The organism is Pseudomonas sp. J380 (assembly GCF_009827115.1).
Taxonomy (GTDB): domain Bacteria; phylum Pseudomonadota; class Gammaproteobacteria; order Pseudomonadales; family Pseudomonadaceae; genus Aquipseudomonas; species Aquipseudomonas paracarnis.
Genome location: NZ_CP043060.1, coordinates 2,043,114 through 2,056,616, shown reverse-complemented (window position 1 = coordinate 2,056,616; position 13,503 = coordinate 2,043,114). Strand labels below are relative to the sequence as shown.

The 13,503-nt window shown below is 58.7% G+C and carries 18 protein-coding genes; 11 read left to right on the top strand and 7 right to left on the bottom strand.

Annotation, left to right across the window (positions count from 1 at the left end; genetic code table 11):
* Window position 1: 1 nt before the first annotated feature.
* The 3 genes from FXO12_RS09145 (at window position 2) to FXO12_RS09135 (ending at window position 2,003) form a co-directional block, all read left to right on the top strand.
* Entirely contained in the window at window positions 2-607 is a 606-nt protein-coding gene (locus FXO12_RS09145) for an arylesterase (RefSeq protein ID WP_057976646.1), read from the top strand.
* Between the two features lie 58 nt (window positions 608-665).
* A complete protein-coding gene (locus FXO12_RS09140; protein WP_003189866.1) occupies window positions 666-959 on the top strand; it encodes a hypothetical protein in 294 nt (97 codons plus the stop codon).
* Window positions 960-1,037: 78 nt separating this feature from the next.
* Window positions 1,038-2,003 (top strand): L,D-transpeptidase family protein, encoded by a 966-nt coding sequence (locus FXO12_RS09135; RefSeq protein WP_019820319.1) that lies wholly within the window; start codon window positions 1,038-1,040, stop codon window positions 2,001-2,003.
* A 178-nt stretch (window positions 2,004-2,181) separates the two neighbouring features.
* On the opposite strand, the gene oprI is transcribed toward FXO12_RS09135, so the two are convergent.
* On the bottom strand, window positions 2,182-2,433 hold the full coding sequence (gene oprI, locus FXO12_RS09130) for an outer membrane lipoprotei OprI (RefSeq protein ID WP_003172710.1): 252 nt from the start codon (window positions 2,431-2,433) through the stop codon (window positions 2,182-2,184).
* A 612-nt stretch (window positions 2,434-3,045) separates the two neighbouring features.
* On the opposite strand from oprI, the gene FXO12_RS09125 reads away from it, so the two are divergent.
* The gene (locus tag FXO12_RS09125) at window positions 3,046-3,327 is read left to right on the top strand and encodes a GNAT family N-acetyltransferase (protein WP_160049605.1); all 282 of its coding nucleotides are present in this window, start codon (window positions 3,046-3,048) and stop codon (window positions 3,325-3,327) included.
* A 69-nt stretch (window positions 3,328-3,396) separates the two neighbouring features.
* On the opposite strand, the gene FXO12_RS09120 is transcribed toward FXO12_RS09125, so the two are convergent.
* A complete protein-coding gene (locus FXO12_RS09120; protein WP_003189871.1) occupies window positions 3,397-4,473 on the bottom strand; it encodes a 3-deoxy-7-phosphoheptulonate synthase in 1,077 nt (358 codons plus the stop codon).
* Window positions 4,474-4,603: 130 nt separating this feature from the next.
* On the bottom strand, window positions 4,604-5,038 hold the full coding sequence (locus tag FXO12_RS09115) for a hypothetical protein (protein WP_057976648.1): 435 nt from the start codon (window positions 5,036-5,038) through the stop codon (window positions 4,604-4,606).
* Here FXO12_RS09115 and FXO12_RS09110 point away from each other — a divergent pair.
* From FXO12_RS09110 to cysB, 5 genes are all read left to right on the top strand, one after another.
* Window positions 5,037-5,423, top strand: coding sequence for a hypothetical protein (locus FXO12_RS09110; protein WP_034126730.1), 387 nt, complete (start codon window positions 5,037-5,039; stop codon window positions 5,421-5,423). The genes FXO12_RS09115 and FXO12_RS09110 overlap by 2 nt on opposite strands.
* Complete coding sequence (locus tag FXO12_RS09105; protein WP_057976649.1) at window positions 5,420-6,382, top strand: putative 2-dehydropantoate 2-reductase; 963 nt, start codon at window positions 5,420-5,422, stop codon at window positions 6,380-6,382. The genes FXO12_RS09110 and FXO12_RS09105 overlap by 4 nt, the downstream gene beginning before the upstream one ends.
* A 15-nt stretch (window positions 6,383-6,397) precedes the next feature.
* Window positions 6,398-7,315, top strand: coding sequence for a 5'-nucleotidase (locus FXO12_RS09100; RefSeq protein ID WP_034126732.1), 918 nt, complete (start codon window positions 6,398-6,400; stop codon window positions 7,313-7,315).
* Between the two features lie 48 nt (window positions 7,316-7,363).
* A complete protein-coding gene (locus tag FXO12_RS09095; protein ID WP_034126733.1) occupies window positions 7,364-7,864 on the top strand; it encodes a universal stress protein in 501 nt (166 codons plus the stop codon).
* 102 nt (window positions 7,865-7,966) lie between these two features.
* Window positions 7,967-8,941 carry an HTH-type transcriptional regulator CysB gene (cysB, locus tag FXO12_RS09090; RefSeq protein ID WP_003189876.1) on the top strand — a complete coding sequence of 325 codons (975 nt, stop codon included), beginning with the start codon at window positions 7,967-7,969 and terminating at the stop codon, window positions 8,939-8,941.
* Between the two features lie 126 nt (window positions 8,942-9,067).
* Here cysB and FXO12_RS09085 read toward each other — a convergent pair whose 3' ends face one another.
* Together FXO12_RS09085 and FXO12_RS09080 are read right to left on the bottom strand one after the other, a co-directional pair.
* Entirely contained in the window at window positions 9,068-9,550 is a 483-nt protein-coding gene (locus tag FXO12_RS09085) for a GreA/GreB family elongation factor (RefSeq protein ID WP_057976734.1), read from the bottom strand.
* Between the two features lie 14 nt (window positions 9,551-9,564).
* A complete protein-coding gene (locus FXO12_RS09080) occupies window positions 9,565-9,933 on the bottom strand; it encodes a hypothetical protein (RefSeq protein ID WP_054920156.1) in 369 nt (122 codons plus the stop codon).
* Window positions 9,934-10,065: 132 nt separating this feature from the next.
* Between FXO12_RS09080 and earP the strand changes: the two genes are divergently transcribed.
* Together earP and FXO12_RS09070 are read left to right on the top strand one after the other, a co-directional pair.
* Window positions 10,066-11,199: an elongation factor P maturation arginine rhamnosyltransferase EarP gene (earP, locus tag FXO12_RS09075; protein ID WP_054920155.1), complete on the top strand. Its 1,134-nt coding sequence runs from the start codon at window positions 10,066-10,068 to the stop codon at window positions 11,197-11,199.
* A gap of 49 nt (window positions 11,200-11,248) precedes the next feature.
* Entirely contained in the window at window positions 11,249-11,821 is a 573-nt protein-coding gene (locus tag FXO12_RS09070) for an elongation factor P (RefSeq protein WP_032892737.1), read from the top strand.
* Between the two features lie 65 nt (window positions 11,822-11,886).
* Here FXO12_RS09070 and FXO12_RS09065 read toward each other — a convergent pair whose 3' ends face one another.
* Together FXO12_RS09065 and FXO12_RS09060 are read right to left on the bottom strand one after the other, a co-directional pair.
* Window positions 11,887-12,306 carry an organic hydroperoxide resistance protein gene (locus tag FXO12_RS09065; protein ID WP_034126737.1) on the bottom strand — a complete coding sequence of 140 codons (420 nt, stop codon included), beginning with the start codon at window positions 12,304-12,306 and terminating at the stop codon, window positions 11,887-11,889.
* 688 nt (window positions 12,307-12,994) lie between these two features.
* Window positions 12,995-13,447 (bottom strand): MarR family winged helix-turn-helix transcriptional regulator, encoded by a 453-nt coding sequence (locus FXO12_RS09060; RefSeq protein WP_034127142.1) that lies wholly within the window; start codon window positions 13,445-13,447, stop codon window positions 12,995-12,997.
* Window positions 13,448-13,503: the final 56 nt, after the last annotated feature.

Here is a 13,503-nt window from a genome sequence, read left to right as displayed (position 1 = left end):
GATGCGAGTGTGGTTTTTGAGTGCTGGCCTGGCCTTGATGTGCATGGCCCAGAACGCAGCGGCGGGTACAGTCCTGATCGTTGGCGATAGTATCAGTGCCGGTTTCGGCCTGGATACCCGCAAAGGGTGGGTCGCGTTGCTGGAACAACGGCTCAAGCAGGAGGGTTTTGAAGATAAGGTGGTCAATGCTTCCATCAGTGGCGACACCAGCGCGGGAGGCCTCGCGCGGCTGCCCGCGGCGCTTGCAACGCACAAACCGGACGTTGTGGTGATCGAGTTGGGTGGCAACGATGGGTTGCGCGGCCAGCCGCCTGCGCAATTGCAACAAAATCTTGCTTCGATGATCCAGCAGTCCCGGGACAGCGGCGCCAAGGTGCTGCTGTTGGGCATGCAGATTCCGCCCAATTACGGCAAGCGCTATGTCGAAGCCTTTGCCAAGGTATTCGGTGATGTGGCACAGAAAGAAAAGGTGCCGTTTGTGCCGTTTTTCCTCGAGGGCGTGGGTGGCCATCCGGAGTTGATGCAGGCTGACGGGCTACACCCGGCAGTCGCGGCGCAAGACAAGTTGCTGGAAAATGTCTGGCCAACGCTAAAACCGCTGTTATGACGCTTTTCTACCGGCAGGCTTTCGGCTAAGGTGGCGCCCCCCCGATTTGGAGCCCTCGATGTCGCGCCCTGCCTGGTCCCTGTTTAACTACCAACTGATCGAGCCGGACGAGCAGTTGGACCTGTTCGCCTGCCAGGAAGTGCGGGTGCATTTGGTGGCGCGTCAATTGGAACTGGGCGGCTCGATCGATCGCACGCTCTGCGGCACTCTATTGCCGGCACAGCCACGCTGGTCATCGGTCAACCGCTCGATTTTCCAAGACCAGCGACTCTGCCCGTTATGCCGGGCAATTCTCGAATCGCAAAAGCGCGGCACGCCTCCGATCTGGCCGGAGCTGCGCTTCGAGCTGTAAAACAGCTTGAAGCTTGGCACTGCGAAGCCGTATACAATCAATTTTTCCCCACCCGTCGTCTTGCGAAGGATTTTCCGGATGTTGTCGCGCCTTTCCGTCGTCACCTGCTGCCTGTCTCTTGCTGCGCTTTGTGCGGCGGGTTCGGCGGCGGCCTTGCAGTTGCCCTTGCCGCCGCCCGGTGAGGACATTGTTGGCCAGGTCCAAGTGATCAAGGCCAAGTACGAAGACACCTTTGCCGACCTTGGTACCACCTACGACCTGGGCTATTCGGAAATGGTTGCGGCCAACCCGGGTGTCGATGCCTGGTTGCCAGGTGCGGGCACCGAGATTGTGCTGCCGACACGCTTTATCCTGCCGCCCGGGCCGCGGGAAGGCATTGTGATCAACCTGGCGGAATACCGGCTCTACTACTATCCCAAAGGCCAAAACGTCGTCTATACCTTCCCCTTGGGCATTGGCCGGGAAGGCTGGGGTTCGCCGATCGCCCATACCAGTATCATCGCCAAGACGCCGAACCCGACCTGGACGCCACCGGCCTCGATCAAGGCCGAGCACGCCGCCAACGGTGACCCGCTGCCCAACGTGGTGCCTGCCGGCCCGGACAACCCGCTGGGGCCCTTCAAGTTCACCCTGGGCACGCCGGGTTACCTGATTCACGGCTCCAACATGAAGTTTGGTATCGGCACGCGCACCAGCCACGGCTGCTTCCGCATGTTCAATAACAACGTGTTGGAAATGGCGGGCATGGTGCCGGTAGGCACGTCAGTGCGCATCATCAATGACGCGTACAAGTTCGGCAGCAGTGGTGGCAAGGTTTACCTTGAGGCTCACACGCCGTTGAACGATGACGGTACGCCATCGGTGGTCGACAAGCACACCGCTGTCATCAATGCGTTGCTCAAGCGCGAAGACCTGTCCAATAACCTGCGCGTCAACTGGGACCAGGTGCGTGATGTGGTCGCCGCCGAGGATGGCTTGCCGACTGAAATTGGAGTGCCAGGCGGCGCACCTGTGGCGTCCAGCACCCCGCTCGATCTTCAATAATAAGCCTGAGCGAATATCCCTGTGGGAGCGGGCTTGCTCGCGAAGACGTCGGCCCAGCAAACATTGATGTTGACTGATCCACCGCTTTCGCGAGCAAGCCCGCTCCCACATGCCAAATCAAAGGCAAAAAAAAGCCGACCCATAAATGGATCGGCTTGATAACAACCCCGAAGGATTATTACTTGCGGCTTGCTTTTTCAAGCATGCGCAGAGCGCGCTCGTTAGCTTCGTCAGCAGTCTGTTGTGCTTTTTGAGCAGCAGCCAGAGCTTCATCAGCTTTACGGTAGGCTTCGTCTGCACGGGCCTGGGAGCGAGCTGCTGCGTCTTCAGTTGCAGTCAGACGAGCTTCGGTTTCTTTGGAGACGCTGCTGCAACCGGTAGCCAGAACTGCGGCCAGAGCCAGAGCAGAGAATTTCAGAACGTTGTTCATCGTGTTCCCCTTCAAGGACTTTCAATTTAATGGCTACTTTCTCAGAGTGAGCTAATAGCCGGCGTACATACTACCCATTACTTGTAGTAAGTAAACTGACGTTGCGCAAGAAGCAAAAAAAATTCTTGTGCCGAATCTATTTTGGCTAATCTTTTGGCGGTCTGTATGAAAACTGTCCAGATTTTTGCACCTCGACGAACATTGGATCCAGGCTGAAAGGGCCGGCCCGCATGTGTTAAGCCTTGTAAACAGATGAAATTTTATATAACGAAGCGGGGCACTTTGGTTGCGCTTGGCTTTACTGCGCAAGGCATCTTTCGCGCATCTAGAGGTGACTTTAAGTGCGCCAGTTCGTCTCAAGGTTCAACTGCCGGCAATGTTCAGGCTATCGGTCACCGGTTGATCGAGGCCCTTTCTATATCCACCAGCGGCAGGGGATGACGAGTGCGCCTTGAGCAATTTCAGGATTGGTGCCTACTATTCCCTATGTGCTGGTTGTGAGCGCTCACGGTTTTCTCGCTGTCGAAACCGGCACGGGGTGGCGTAGATGTTCCTTCGCCGGAAAAACATCGGTAAGGTAGGGTCGTTAATTCAGACCCGCGAGGAGTAGTGATGAGCGAGTCGTTGTCCATCCACCATGACCAGGCTGGTCATCAGTTCGAGACCAATGTGGACGGTCATCGTGCCTACCTGACCTACATGGACCTCGGGAAGCAGACCCTGGATATCTATCGCACCTTCGTGCCCAACGCACTGCGGGGGCGAGGCATTGCGGCTGCATTGACCGAGGAAGCCTTGAAGTTTGCCGAAGAGGCTGGCTACACGGTGATCCCCTCATGCTCCTATGTCGAACGCTATATGGAGCGCCACCAGCGCCATGCTGCGAAGTTGTAACTGACCAGTTGCCAATAAAAAACGCCGGGCTTGGCCCGGCGTTTTTGTGTGCGCGAAACAGGTATTGGCTCAGGTGCGTTTGCGCTGGGGCAACACGTCCTTGAGTTTGGCATGCATGCTGCGCAGGGTGGTCTCAGTGGCCGACCAGTCGATGCAGGCATCGGTGATCGACACGCCGTATTGCAAATCGGCCAAGTCTTTTGGAATTGCCTGGCAACCCCAGTTCAAATGGCTCTCGACCATCAAGCCGATGATCGACTGGTTGCCCTCCAGGATCTGGTTGGCAACGTTCTCCATCACCAGCGGCTGCAACGCCGGGTCTTTGTTGGAGTTGGCGTGGCTGCAGTCAACCATGATGTTTGGCTTGATCTTGGCCTTGTTCAGTGCCTGTTCGCACAATGCGACGCTGACCGAGTCATAGTTCGGCTTGCCATTGCCGCCACGCAGCACCACGTGACCGTAGGCGTTGCCCTTGGTCGTCACGATGGACACGCCGCCTTCCTGGTTGATACCCAGGAAACGGTGAGGGCTGGAGACCGATTGCAGCGCATTGATCGCCACGGTCAGGCCGCCGTCGGTGCCGTTCTTGAAGCCTACGGCCGAGGACAGGCCGGACGCCATTTCGCGGTGGGTCTGGGATTCGGTGGTACGTGCGCCGATGGCCGACCAACTGATCAGGTCCTGCAGGTATTGCGGGGAGATCGGGTCGAGGGCTTCGGTTGCGGTGGGCAGGCCCATTTCAGCCAGGTCCAGCAGCAGCTTGCGACCGATGTGCAAGCCATCCTGGATTTTGAAGGAGTCGTCCAGGTATGGGTCGTTGATCAAGCCTTTCCAGCCGACGGTGGTACGCGGTTTCTCGAAATACACGCGCATGACCAGGTACAAGGTGTCGGACACCTCTGCCGCCAGCACCTTGAGGCGCTCGGCATATTCGTGGGCGGCCTTGAGGTCGTGGATAGAGCAGGGCCCGATCACCACGAACAGGCGGTGGTCGGTGCCGTCGAGAATGTCACGGATGACTTCGCGGCCCTTGGTGACGGTCTGCAGGGCAGCGTCGCTCAGGGGGATTTCGCGCTTGAGCTGATCGGGGGTGATCAGGGTCTCGTTGGATTCAACGTTAAGGTCATTGATCGGTAAATCAGCCATCGTGTTACTCGCCAGGGTCACGGGTGCCGGCCGCCAGCTATCCCCGTGCGGCGGGCACAGCATGATTTGAATGCAGGGGGGAGGAACCTTAGCGCGTAACACGGGCCCGCGACAATGGGCAAAGCCCGGTTTAATCCAGCGCTGGCTGCACAATCGCCTCATGGGAGAACTCGCCAGCATGGCGCGACACCCAGTCACGGGCCATGGCTTCAAGTTGCGCAGGCGTTGGCTCGGCATCTTCGTGCAGGCGGCAGTAACGCTCGATCTGGCACACTTGCTCACCCATTCGCGCACCGAACAAGGCGTGTTCATCGGTAAAGCAAATACCGATGCGATAGCCCTGTTCGACTTTGCGGCACCAGGCGACATAGCCCGGATAACGGGCGCTGGGCCCCAGGGAAGGGATATGCAGATCAACCGCCGTGCCGGCGCGCCAGGCACGTGGCCAATTGCAGGCGACGCCGCCGCGGCCGATAGTGTGCAGGCGTTGGCGGGGCAGGGCGGGAGAGGGACGTTGGATCAACTCGACAGCGACATCATCAGGGTGAGGTAAAAAACGACCCATGTACACGGACTCCGAGCGCCGTCCAGTTGACGGCAATGGCAGCAGTATAGTGAAGGAACTGGAATTGACCGACCTGGATATTGACCAGCAATTGCTGGGATTGCCAGGTATTTCGCTGGTAGTGTTCACCAGTGTCGGTTGTGCCAGTTGCCGCTGGGCACGCCAGCAGTTGCCTGGCTGGCACTTGCCGGTGGACCGCGTGTGCTGGGTGGATGCCGGGCACAACGGCGGTGCGGTGGAACGCTACCAGATCTTTCATTTGCCGGCGTTGTTCTTGGTGTGCGAGGGTCAATTCCTTGGGCAATTACAGGCACGTCTTACAGCATCCGACCTCGCTGAATGCGTAAACCAGGCGCTCAATCGAATACCAGAGGATTTGCCATGACAGCAGTTGCAGCCCCGTCGCCACGCATTGGCATTATCGGTACCGGTGCCATTGGTGGTTACTACGGACTGATGCTGGCGCGTGCCGGCTTCGATGTGCATTTCCTGTTGCGCAGCGAATATGCCGCGGTGAGCAGGCATGGCCTGCACGTCAACAGTACGGTGCATGGGCAACTGCACCTGCATCCGGTGCAGGCCTATGCCAGCGCCGCCGACATGCCGCCGTGCGACTGGCTACTGGTGGGCACCAAGTCCACCGGCAATGTGGACTTGGCGCCAACCATCGCCCAGGTGGCGGCGCCGGACGCCAAAGTGGTGCTCTTGCAAAACGGCCTCGATGTGGAAGACAGCCTGCGTGAACACCTGCCGCCGTCGCTACATCTGTTGGGCGGCCTGTGCTACATCGGTGTGCACCGCTCGGCCCCCGGTGTGGTCGAGCATCAGGCGCTGGGCCGGGTCAACCTGGGCTATCACAGTGGCACGGCGGCCAACGATGAGGTGCGGCAACAGGCGATTGTCGAAGCCGGCGCCGGGCTGTTTCATCAAGCTGGCATCGAGTCCCAGGCCATGGCCAATGTGCATCTGGCGCGTTGGCACAAGCTGGTCTGGAACGTGCCGTTCAACGGCCTCTCTGTGTTGCTGGGCACGGGCACCACGGCCATGATGGCCGATGAGTCCAGCCGCGAGTTGATCCAGGCGCTGATGGCCGAGGTGGTGCAGGGCGCTCATGCCTGCGGGCATGAAATTCCTGCCAGTTACGCTGGGCAGATGTTCGCCATGACAGAAACCATGGACGACTACCTGCCCAGCATGTACCACGACCATCTGCACAAGCGGCCGCTGGAGCTGGCGGCCATCTACGCCCGCCCCTTGGCCGCTGCCAAAGCGGCCGGTTGCGAACTGCCACGCATGCAGGCGCTCTATCAGGCCTTGAGTTTTATTGATCGGCACAACCGCTGATTGGGGGGAACTACCATGGTGAAGGGATTGGCTGACAAACTGGTGCTGGCGATTTCCTCACGAGCGCTGTTCGACCTGAGTGACAGCCACAAGGTTTATCTGGCTGAAGGGGTCGAGGCTTACCGCAAATACCAGATCGAGCACGAGGAAGAAACCCTCGAGCCTGGCGATGCCTTCCCGCTGGTCAAGAAGCTGCTGAGCCTGAATGCCAGCCTGGGGCGTGCGCGGGTCGAGGTGGTGTTGGTGTCGCGCAACAGTGCCGATACCGGCCTGCGGGTGTTCAACTCGATCCAGCATTACGGCCTGGATATTTCCCGCGCCGCTTTCGTAGGCGGGCGTAGTCCCTATCCCTATTTGGCCGCCTTCGGTTGTCATCTGTTTCTCTCCACCCATGCTGAAGATGTGCGCAGCGCCCTCGATGCCGGGTTTGCGGCCGCGACGATTTTGTCCGGCGGCCCGCGCCGCGCTTCCAGCGAAGAGCTGCGCATCGCATTCGATGGCGATGCCGTGCTGTTCTCCGATGAGTCCGAGCGTGTCTACCAGGCCGGCGGGCTGGCAGCCTTCCAGGCCAGCGAGCGAGAGTCGGCGCGCCAGCCTTTGCACGGAGGTCCGTTCAAGGGCTTCCTGGCGGCACTGAACCTGTTGCAACGCGAGTTTGCCGATGAGGCCTGCCCGATCCGTACCGCGTTGGTCACCGCACGTTCGGCACCGTCCCATGAACGCGTGATCCGCACGTTGCGCGAGTGGGATATCCGCCTGGACGAGTCGCTGTTCCTCGGTGGCCTGGAAAAATCCGCGTTTCTGGAAGCCTTTGCCGCCGATGTGTTTTTCGATGACCAGGCCGGCCATTGCGAGAAAGCCAGGGAGGTAGTGGCCACCGGGCACGTGCCCCATGGCATCAGCAATGAGTTGAGAATCCAGACCGAGAGCTAGCTGCTAAGCTCATTCAATTCCCGCCATCCTGGCAGTCCAGGAGGTTTTATGATTCGCTCGATGCTGTTTGCCACGGACCTCGGTCTGTATGCACCCTATGTGATGCAACATGCAGTGGCGCTGGCGCGAACGTTCAAGGCTGACCTGTATGTGATCCACGTGGTCGAGCCCATTGGCTTGTTCGCCGAATCGGTGTTGCAGAGCTACCTTGATGAAACCGCCTTGAGCGAATGGCAGAGCAAGGGGCTGAGCACGGTGATGGCGACGATTGAACAGCGCGTGCTGGACAGCTTTCGCGAGGAGTGGGAGGAAGGGGAGCAGGACCTGCAATGGATTCGCTCGGTCAAGGTTATCCAGGGGGACCCTTGCGAGGTGATTCTCGACCAGTTGCGAAAACTGTCCGTCGACTTGCTGGTCGTAGGCAGTCATAGCCAGGCGACCGGCGTGGCCGTCCCCCTTGGGCGTACCGCCGCACGGGTGTTGCAGTTGTCCCCGGTGCCGGTTTACCTGGTGCCGTCGCTGCAGCGTCGGCGCAGTGACGATAGTTGATCGGTAAAAACGATAAAAAGTTCTAGATTTATCCGTTAAACCTTTAATATAGTTATATACCGTCGCTGATACCGTGGCGTCTATCTGCTTTGAGGGATTCATATGAAGCTTCAACAACTGCGCTACATCTGGGAAGTGGCGCACCACGACCTCAACGTTTCCGCTACCGCTCAAAGCCTCTATACCTCGCAGCCTGGTATCAGCAAGCAGATCCGCCTGCTCGAAGACGAGTTGGGCGTCGAAGTCTTCGCACGCAGCGGCAAACACTTGACCCGCGTCACTCCAGCCGGCGAGCGCATCATCACCACCGCCGGCGAGATCCTGCGTAAAGTCGAAAGCATCAAGCAGATCGCCCAGGAGTTCTCCAACGAGAAGAAAGGCACCTTGTCGATCGCCACCACTCACACCCAGGCGCGCTATGCATTGCCGCCGGTGATCCGTGATTTCATCAAGCAATACCCGGACGTAGCGCTGCACATGCACCAGGGTTCGCCGATGCAGATTGCCGAGATGGCCGCTGACGGCACTGTCGATTTTGCCATCGCCACCGAGGCCCTGGAATTGTTCGGCGACCTGGTAATGATGCCCTGCTACCGTTGGAACCGCTGCGTGGTTGTGCCCCAGGGGCACCCTTTGGCCAAGCTGCCGAAGCTGACCCTGGAAGCCTTGGCTGAATACCCGATCGTGACCTACGTGTTCGGCTTTACCGGGCGTTCCAAGCTCGACGAAGCGTTCAGCCATCGCGGCCTCACGCCCAAGGTGGTGTTCACCGCTGCCGATGCCGACGTGATCAAGACCTATGTGCGCCTGGGCCTGGGCGTCGGGATCGTCGCCAAGATGGCGGTCGACACCAACCTCGACAAAGACCTGGTGGTGCTGGATGCCAGCGAACTGTTCGAGTCCAGCGTGACCAAGATCGGTTTCCGCCGCGGTACCTTCCTGCGCGGCTTCATGTGCGACTTCATCGAGAAGTTCGCACCGCACCTGACCCGTGAAGTGATGGCCAAGGCGATCCAGTGCCACAACAAGCAAGAGCTGGAAGAGTTGTTTGACGGCGTTGAATTGCCCGTCCACTGACCGCGGTGACCTTGTAGGAGCGAGCTTGCTCGCGAAGATCGCCAACGTTAACGCGGGGTGCCAGGTTGTATGTGGCGCCCTTGCGTTCCTTCGCGAGCAAGCTCGCTCCTACAGGGAAGCTGCAGGTTATCTGGCCTCGGTAACCGTAAAGTACTGCCGAGCGCCGGCCACCAGAATCTCCACCTCTTCATCGATACGCTTGCCCAACAGACCTTTACCCAACGGCGAGCGCGGCGTGATGACAGTCACCGGTTGCCCGACCACATCCACTTTCAAACCCGCTGCATCCGGCGCCAGGAACAGCCATTGCTGGCGGCCGTCCTCGTCTTCCAGGCCCACCAGCGTGCCGATCTCTATCCCGCGTCGATCATCGTATGCACGTAGCTGCAGTTGCTGGCACAGCACCAGCGATTGCTTGATCTCCTCCACTCGCCGGGCTTGCCCGGTGGCCAGGTACGAAGCCTCCAGGCCGAGGGTGTCGTATTTGTTCTCGGCAATGTTTTCTTCGTGGGTCGCGGTTTCGTAGGCGGTCTGCGCGGCGCGTTGGACGATGTCGAGGTCGACGGTGAGCTTTTCCAGGATCAACTGGAGCACGGCGTGTTTATTCATGGCGGTATTTGGCATCAATCGCAGAATTGCAGGACATTGGCCCGCGTCTTTTCATTGGGGGCGTTCTGGTCTTGTTGCAGCCAGAACTGGCATTTGGGGTTGGACAGGTTACGCGCGTTGCTTCGGGCCTGGTCCAGGGCCTGTTGTTGTGCCTGTTTTTGCAGGTTTTGTTGGTACTGTTCGAACAGACGGTTCGGTGGCTGCGGCTCAACCATCGCCGGTTTGCCCAATTGCTGAACCGCCTGTGCCACCGGCGCCAGGCTCTGGGGGAACAGGTAGCGAGACGCCAGCCAGGTGGTCAGCGCAATGGCGATAAACCCTAGCCACACGCCTGCGGCAATCGCGATGCAGAGTTTGAGCAGCGATAACGGACGGTCAGACATAAGAGCCTCCTGGCAGGCATTGACGGCATGACGGTGATTGTCGCACAGCCTCCGTGCAGAATAATCGCGATCAAGCCTTCTGCATCCACGCATTTATGCGGACAATCGAACCTTTGATTGATGGAGCCCGGAATGAAAGCCCGCTGGGATATTTTTTGCAGTGTCGTCGACAACTACGGCGACATCGGCGTGACCTGGCGCTTGGCCCGGCAGTTGGTGGTGGAGCATGGCTGTGACGTGCGCTTGTGGGTCGATGACCTGCGGGCCTTCGAACGCATGTGCCCGGACATTGATGTGCAGGTGGGCCAGCAATGGCAAGAGGGCGTCGAAGTGCGTCACTGGCCGGCCGAATGGCCAGGCGCGCACCCGGCCGATGTGGTGATTGCTGCGTTCGCCTGCCAGCTACCGCCTGAGTACATGGACTGCATGGCCGAGCGTGAGCGTGTGCCATTGTGGATGAACCTGGATTACCTCAGCGCTGAAGACTGGGTGGTGGGTTGTCATCGCTTGCCTTCGGTGAAGTACAAAGGCGTGCAGAAATACTTTTTCTTCCCCGGGTTTCGCCCTGGCACCGGCGGCCTGTTGCGTGAAGCCGGCTTGTTGGAGCGACGCCGGGCATTTCAGCAGGACGCCGCCGCGCAGCAACAGTTCCTGCAAAGCCTGGGTGTTGCTCCGACGGCCGGCGCGCGTTTGATGTCGCTGTTTGCCTATGAGAATGACGGGTTGCCCGGTTGGCTGGACGTGCTGGCAGCCGATGGGCGTGGGACGCACTTGCTGGTGCCGGAAGGGCGCATTCTGGGGGATGTGCAACGCTGGCTGGGGGTGAGCAGTTTGTCGGCGGGAGACATTCAGGTGCGCGGCGCGCTGACCGTTCAGGTCATTGCATTCGTGCGTCAGGAGCAATATGACCGATTGCTATGGTGCTGCGAATTCAACGCCGTACGGGGCGAAGACTCGTTCGTGCGTGCCCAGTGGGCGGGGAGGCCAATGCTATGGCACATCTACCGCCAGGACGAAGACATCCACCTGGACAAGCTCGATGCCTTCCTGGAACTGTACACTGCCGCACTTTCACCGGCCGCCAAGGCTGCCGTCGTCACGCTCTGGCAAGCCTGGAACGCTGATGGCGATATGGCACAGTCCTGGAAAATGCTGCTGGAACACTGGCCCGAGGTCACCCAGCACGCTGAGAAGTGGTGTCTGGAACAAGGCTTGCAGGCCGATCTTGCGACGGCGCTGGTACAGTTTTATGAAAGTTGGATATGATACGCCACCTTGATTTTTGTCAATCCCATCCAAATTTCGGATATACGCAATGAAAACTGGTAAAGAACTGAAACCCGGTACAGTGATCCGTCTCGAAAACGACCCTTGGCTGGTTCAGAAAGCTGAGTTCACCAAGTCTGGTCGTAACAGCGCAATCATGAAGACCAAGCTGAAGAACCTGCTGACCGGTTACAAGACCGAGATCGTCTATAGCGCCGATGACAAACTGGACGACGTAATCCTCGACCGCAAAGAAGCGACCCTGTCCTTCATCAGCGGCGACACCTACACGTTCATGGACACTACCGACTACACCATGTACGAGCTGAACGCTGAAGATATCGAAGCCGTTCTGCCGTTCATCGAAGAAGGCATGGAAGACGTCTGCGAAGCTATCTTCTTCGAAGATCGCCTGGTTTCCGTAGAGCTGCCGACCACCATCGTGCGTCAGGTTGACTACACCGAAGGTTCCGCTCGCGGTGACACTTCCGGCAAGGTGATGAAGCCTGCCAAACTGAAGAACGGTACCGAGCTGAGCGTTGCAGACTTCATCGAAATCGGCGACATGATCGAGATCGACACCCGTGAAGGTGGTTCGTACAAAGGTCGCGCCAAGAAGTAATTCTGGCCCCGGCGATACGAAAAAAGCCCGACTTTGAGTCGGGCTTTTTCATGGGCGTCTGTTTTTCAGACCGTTACATGCAAGCGCACATCAACGTTGCCACGGGTGGCGTTGGAGTACGGGCAGACCTGGTGCGCGGCGTCGACCAGGCTTTGCGCGTCATCCTGGGCCAGGCCCGGCAGGCTGACATGCAGGTCGATATCCAGGCCGAAGCCGCCAGGGATCTGGCCGATGCCAACGTGGGCCGTGATCGAAGCGTCATCCGGGATTTTGCGTTTGGTCTGGCTGGCAACGAATTTCAGTGCGCCGATAAAGCAGGCGGAGTAGCCGGCAGCAAACAATTGCTCGGGGTTAGTGGCCTGGCCACCGGCGCCACCCAACTCCTTGGGAGTCGACAGTTTGACGTCGAGGATATTGTCGCTGGAAACGGCGCGACCATCACGGCCGCCAGTGGCGGTGGCTACTGCGGTATAGAGCGTTTGCATGGGGCGTTCCTCTGTATGTTTAGCGCTAAACATTTGCGCGCTAAGTAGTTGGTGAGGCGAATGTATAGCGCTAATGTTTAGTGCGCAAGTTAATTTTTCAGTTTTTTGGCTGATTGAAAAATTTGAGGGCACCGCAGAGCAAAAAGTGGGAGCTGGCTTGCCTGCGATTGCGGTGTGTCAGTCAATGCATTGTTGAATGATGTACCGCAATCGCAGCATAGGTATCTACATAACTCTGTTAGCTCAACGGTAACCACGATGCGAAGCGAGCCGCTCTTTATCTTGATCTGCTTTGATCTTAGGCGCCCCGTTAAACCACGCTGGCGGATTACGGGCACACCGAGCCTGGGCGAGGTGCCGAGTGGTGGGGCAAGAGCGTTTTGCTTACTTTTGTCTGGGCCGGCATTCCGGCTTTTCAAAAGTGAGCCGCTGTAAAAGCGGAACCCTAAGTGGCCGTTACCGCAGGAATGGATATGTACACGGTCCAACTGTGTTGACTGTCAGGCCGTCTTCGCAGGCAAGCCAGCTCCCACCTTGGATCGCGGGGGCATCAGTTATATCTGTGTCGGCTGCCAGGCCGTCACGGGAGCAAGCTCCCTCGCCACAGATTTAGCGTCGTGCCGAAGTTGTGTAGATACCTATGGCCATCGCAGGCAAACCAGCTCCCACTTTTTAGGTGTGCGTTGCGTCAGAGGCTGGTTTGCAGATTGGCGCGCAACGCGATCAGGTCTCCTTGCAGCTTGCGCAATTGCTCCAGCGCCATCCCGCTGGCGCCCAGGATGCATTGTGGAACATCCTTGGCCTTCTCCTGCAAGGCGCGCCCGGTGTCGGTCAGTTCCACGACTACCACTCGTTCATCTTCGCGGCTGCGGGTACGGCTGAGCAGGCCCTCGGCTTCCAGGCGCTTGAGCAGTGGCGTCATGGAGCCTGGGTCCGTCAGTAGGCGGCTGCTGATTTCGCTGACGGTCAATTCATCCTCTTCCCACAGCACCATCATGGCCAGGTATTGCGGGTAGGTCAGGCCGATGGCTTGGAGCAGCGGCTTGTAGACCTTGGTCATCAGCAATGAAGTAGAGTGCAGGGCGAAGCACAGCTGGTTGTCCAGCAACAGCGATTCGCAAGGATCAGGGTTTTTGCTCATGGTGGCGTCTCGAAAAAGCATGTCTGGGCTGGAATCTAGCGGGCAAATCTTTAATG

Bases quoted from the DNA above. Each gene is read 5' to 3' on its own strand.
- FXO12_RS09145 (WP_057976646.1), top strand. From the start codon at position 2: ATGCGAGTGTGGTTTTTGAGTGCTGGCCTGGCCTTGATGTGCATGGCC.
- FXO12_RS09140 (WP_003189866.1), top strand. From the start codon at position 666: ATGTCGCGCCCTGCCTGGTCCCTGTTTAACTACCAACTGATCGAGCCG.
- FXO12_RS09135 (WP_019820319.1), top strand. From the start codon at position 1,038: ATGTTGTCGCGCCTTTCCGTCGTCACCTGCTGCCTGTCTCTTGCTGCG.
- oprI (WP_003172710.1), bottom strand. From the start codon at position 2,433: ATGAACAACGTTCTGAAATTCTCTGCTCTGGCTCTGGCCGCAGTTCTG.
- FXO12_RS09125 (WP_160049605.1), top strand. From the start codon at position 3,046: ATGAGCGAGTCGTTGTCCATCCACCATGACCAGGCTGGTCATCAGTTC.
- FXO12_RS09120 (WP_003189871.1), bottom strand. From the start codon at position 4,473: ATGGCTGATTTACCGATCAATGACCTTAACGTTGAATCCAACGAGACC.
- FXO12_RS09110 (WP_034126730.1), top strand. From the start codon at position 5,037: ATGTACACGGACTCCGAGCGCCGTCCAGTTGACGGCAATGGCAGCAGT.
- FXO12_RS09115 (WP_057976648.1), bottom strand. From the start codon at position 5,038: ATGGGTCGTTTTTTACCTCACCCTGATGATGTCGCTGTCGAGTTGATC.
- FXO12_RS09105 (WP_057976649.1), top strand. From the start codon at position 5,420: ATGACAGCAGTTGCAGCCCCGTCGCCACGCATTGGCATTATCGGTACC.
- FXO12_RS09100 (WP_034126732.1), top strand. From the start codon at position 6,398: ATGGTGAAGGGATTGGCTGACAAACTGGTGCTGGCGATTTCCTCACGA.
- FXO12_RS09095 (WP_034126733.1), top strand. From the start codon at position 7,364: ATGATTCGCTCGATGCTGTTTGCCACGGACCTCGGTCTGTATGCACCC.
- cysB (WP_003189876.1), top strand. From the start codon at position 7,967: ATGAAGCTTCAACAACTGCGCTACATCTGGGAAGTGGCGCACCACGAC.
- FXO12_RS09085 (WP_057976734.1), bottom strand. From the start codon at position 9,550: ATGAATAAACACGCCGTGCTCCAGTTGATCCTGGAAAAGCTCACCGTC.
- FXO12_RS09080 (WP_054920156.1), bottom strand. From the start codon at position 9,933: ATGTCTGACCGTCCGTTATCGCTGCTCAAACTCTGCATCGCGATTGCC.
- earP (WP_054920155.1), top strand. From the start codon at position 10,066: ATGAAAGCCCGCTGGGATATTTTTTGCAGTGTCGTCGACAACTACGGC.
- FXO12_RS09070 (WP_032892737.1), top strand. From the start codon at position 11,249: ATGAAAACTGGTAAAGAACTGAAACCCGGTACAGTGATCCGTCTCGAA.
- FXO12_RS09065 (WP_034126737.1), bottom strand. From the start codon at position 12,306: ATGCAAACGCTCTATACCGCAGTAGCCACCGCCACTGGCGGCCGTGAT.
- FXO12_RS09060 (WP_034127142.1), bottom strand. From the start codon at position 13,447: ATGAGCAAAAACCCTGATCCTTGCGAATCGCTGTTGCTGGACAACCAG.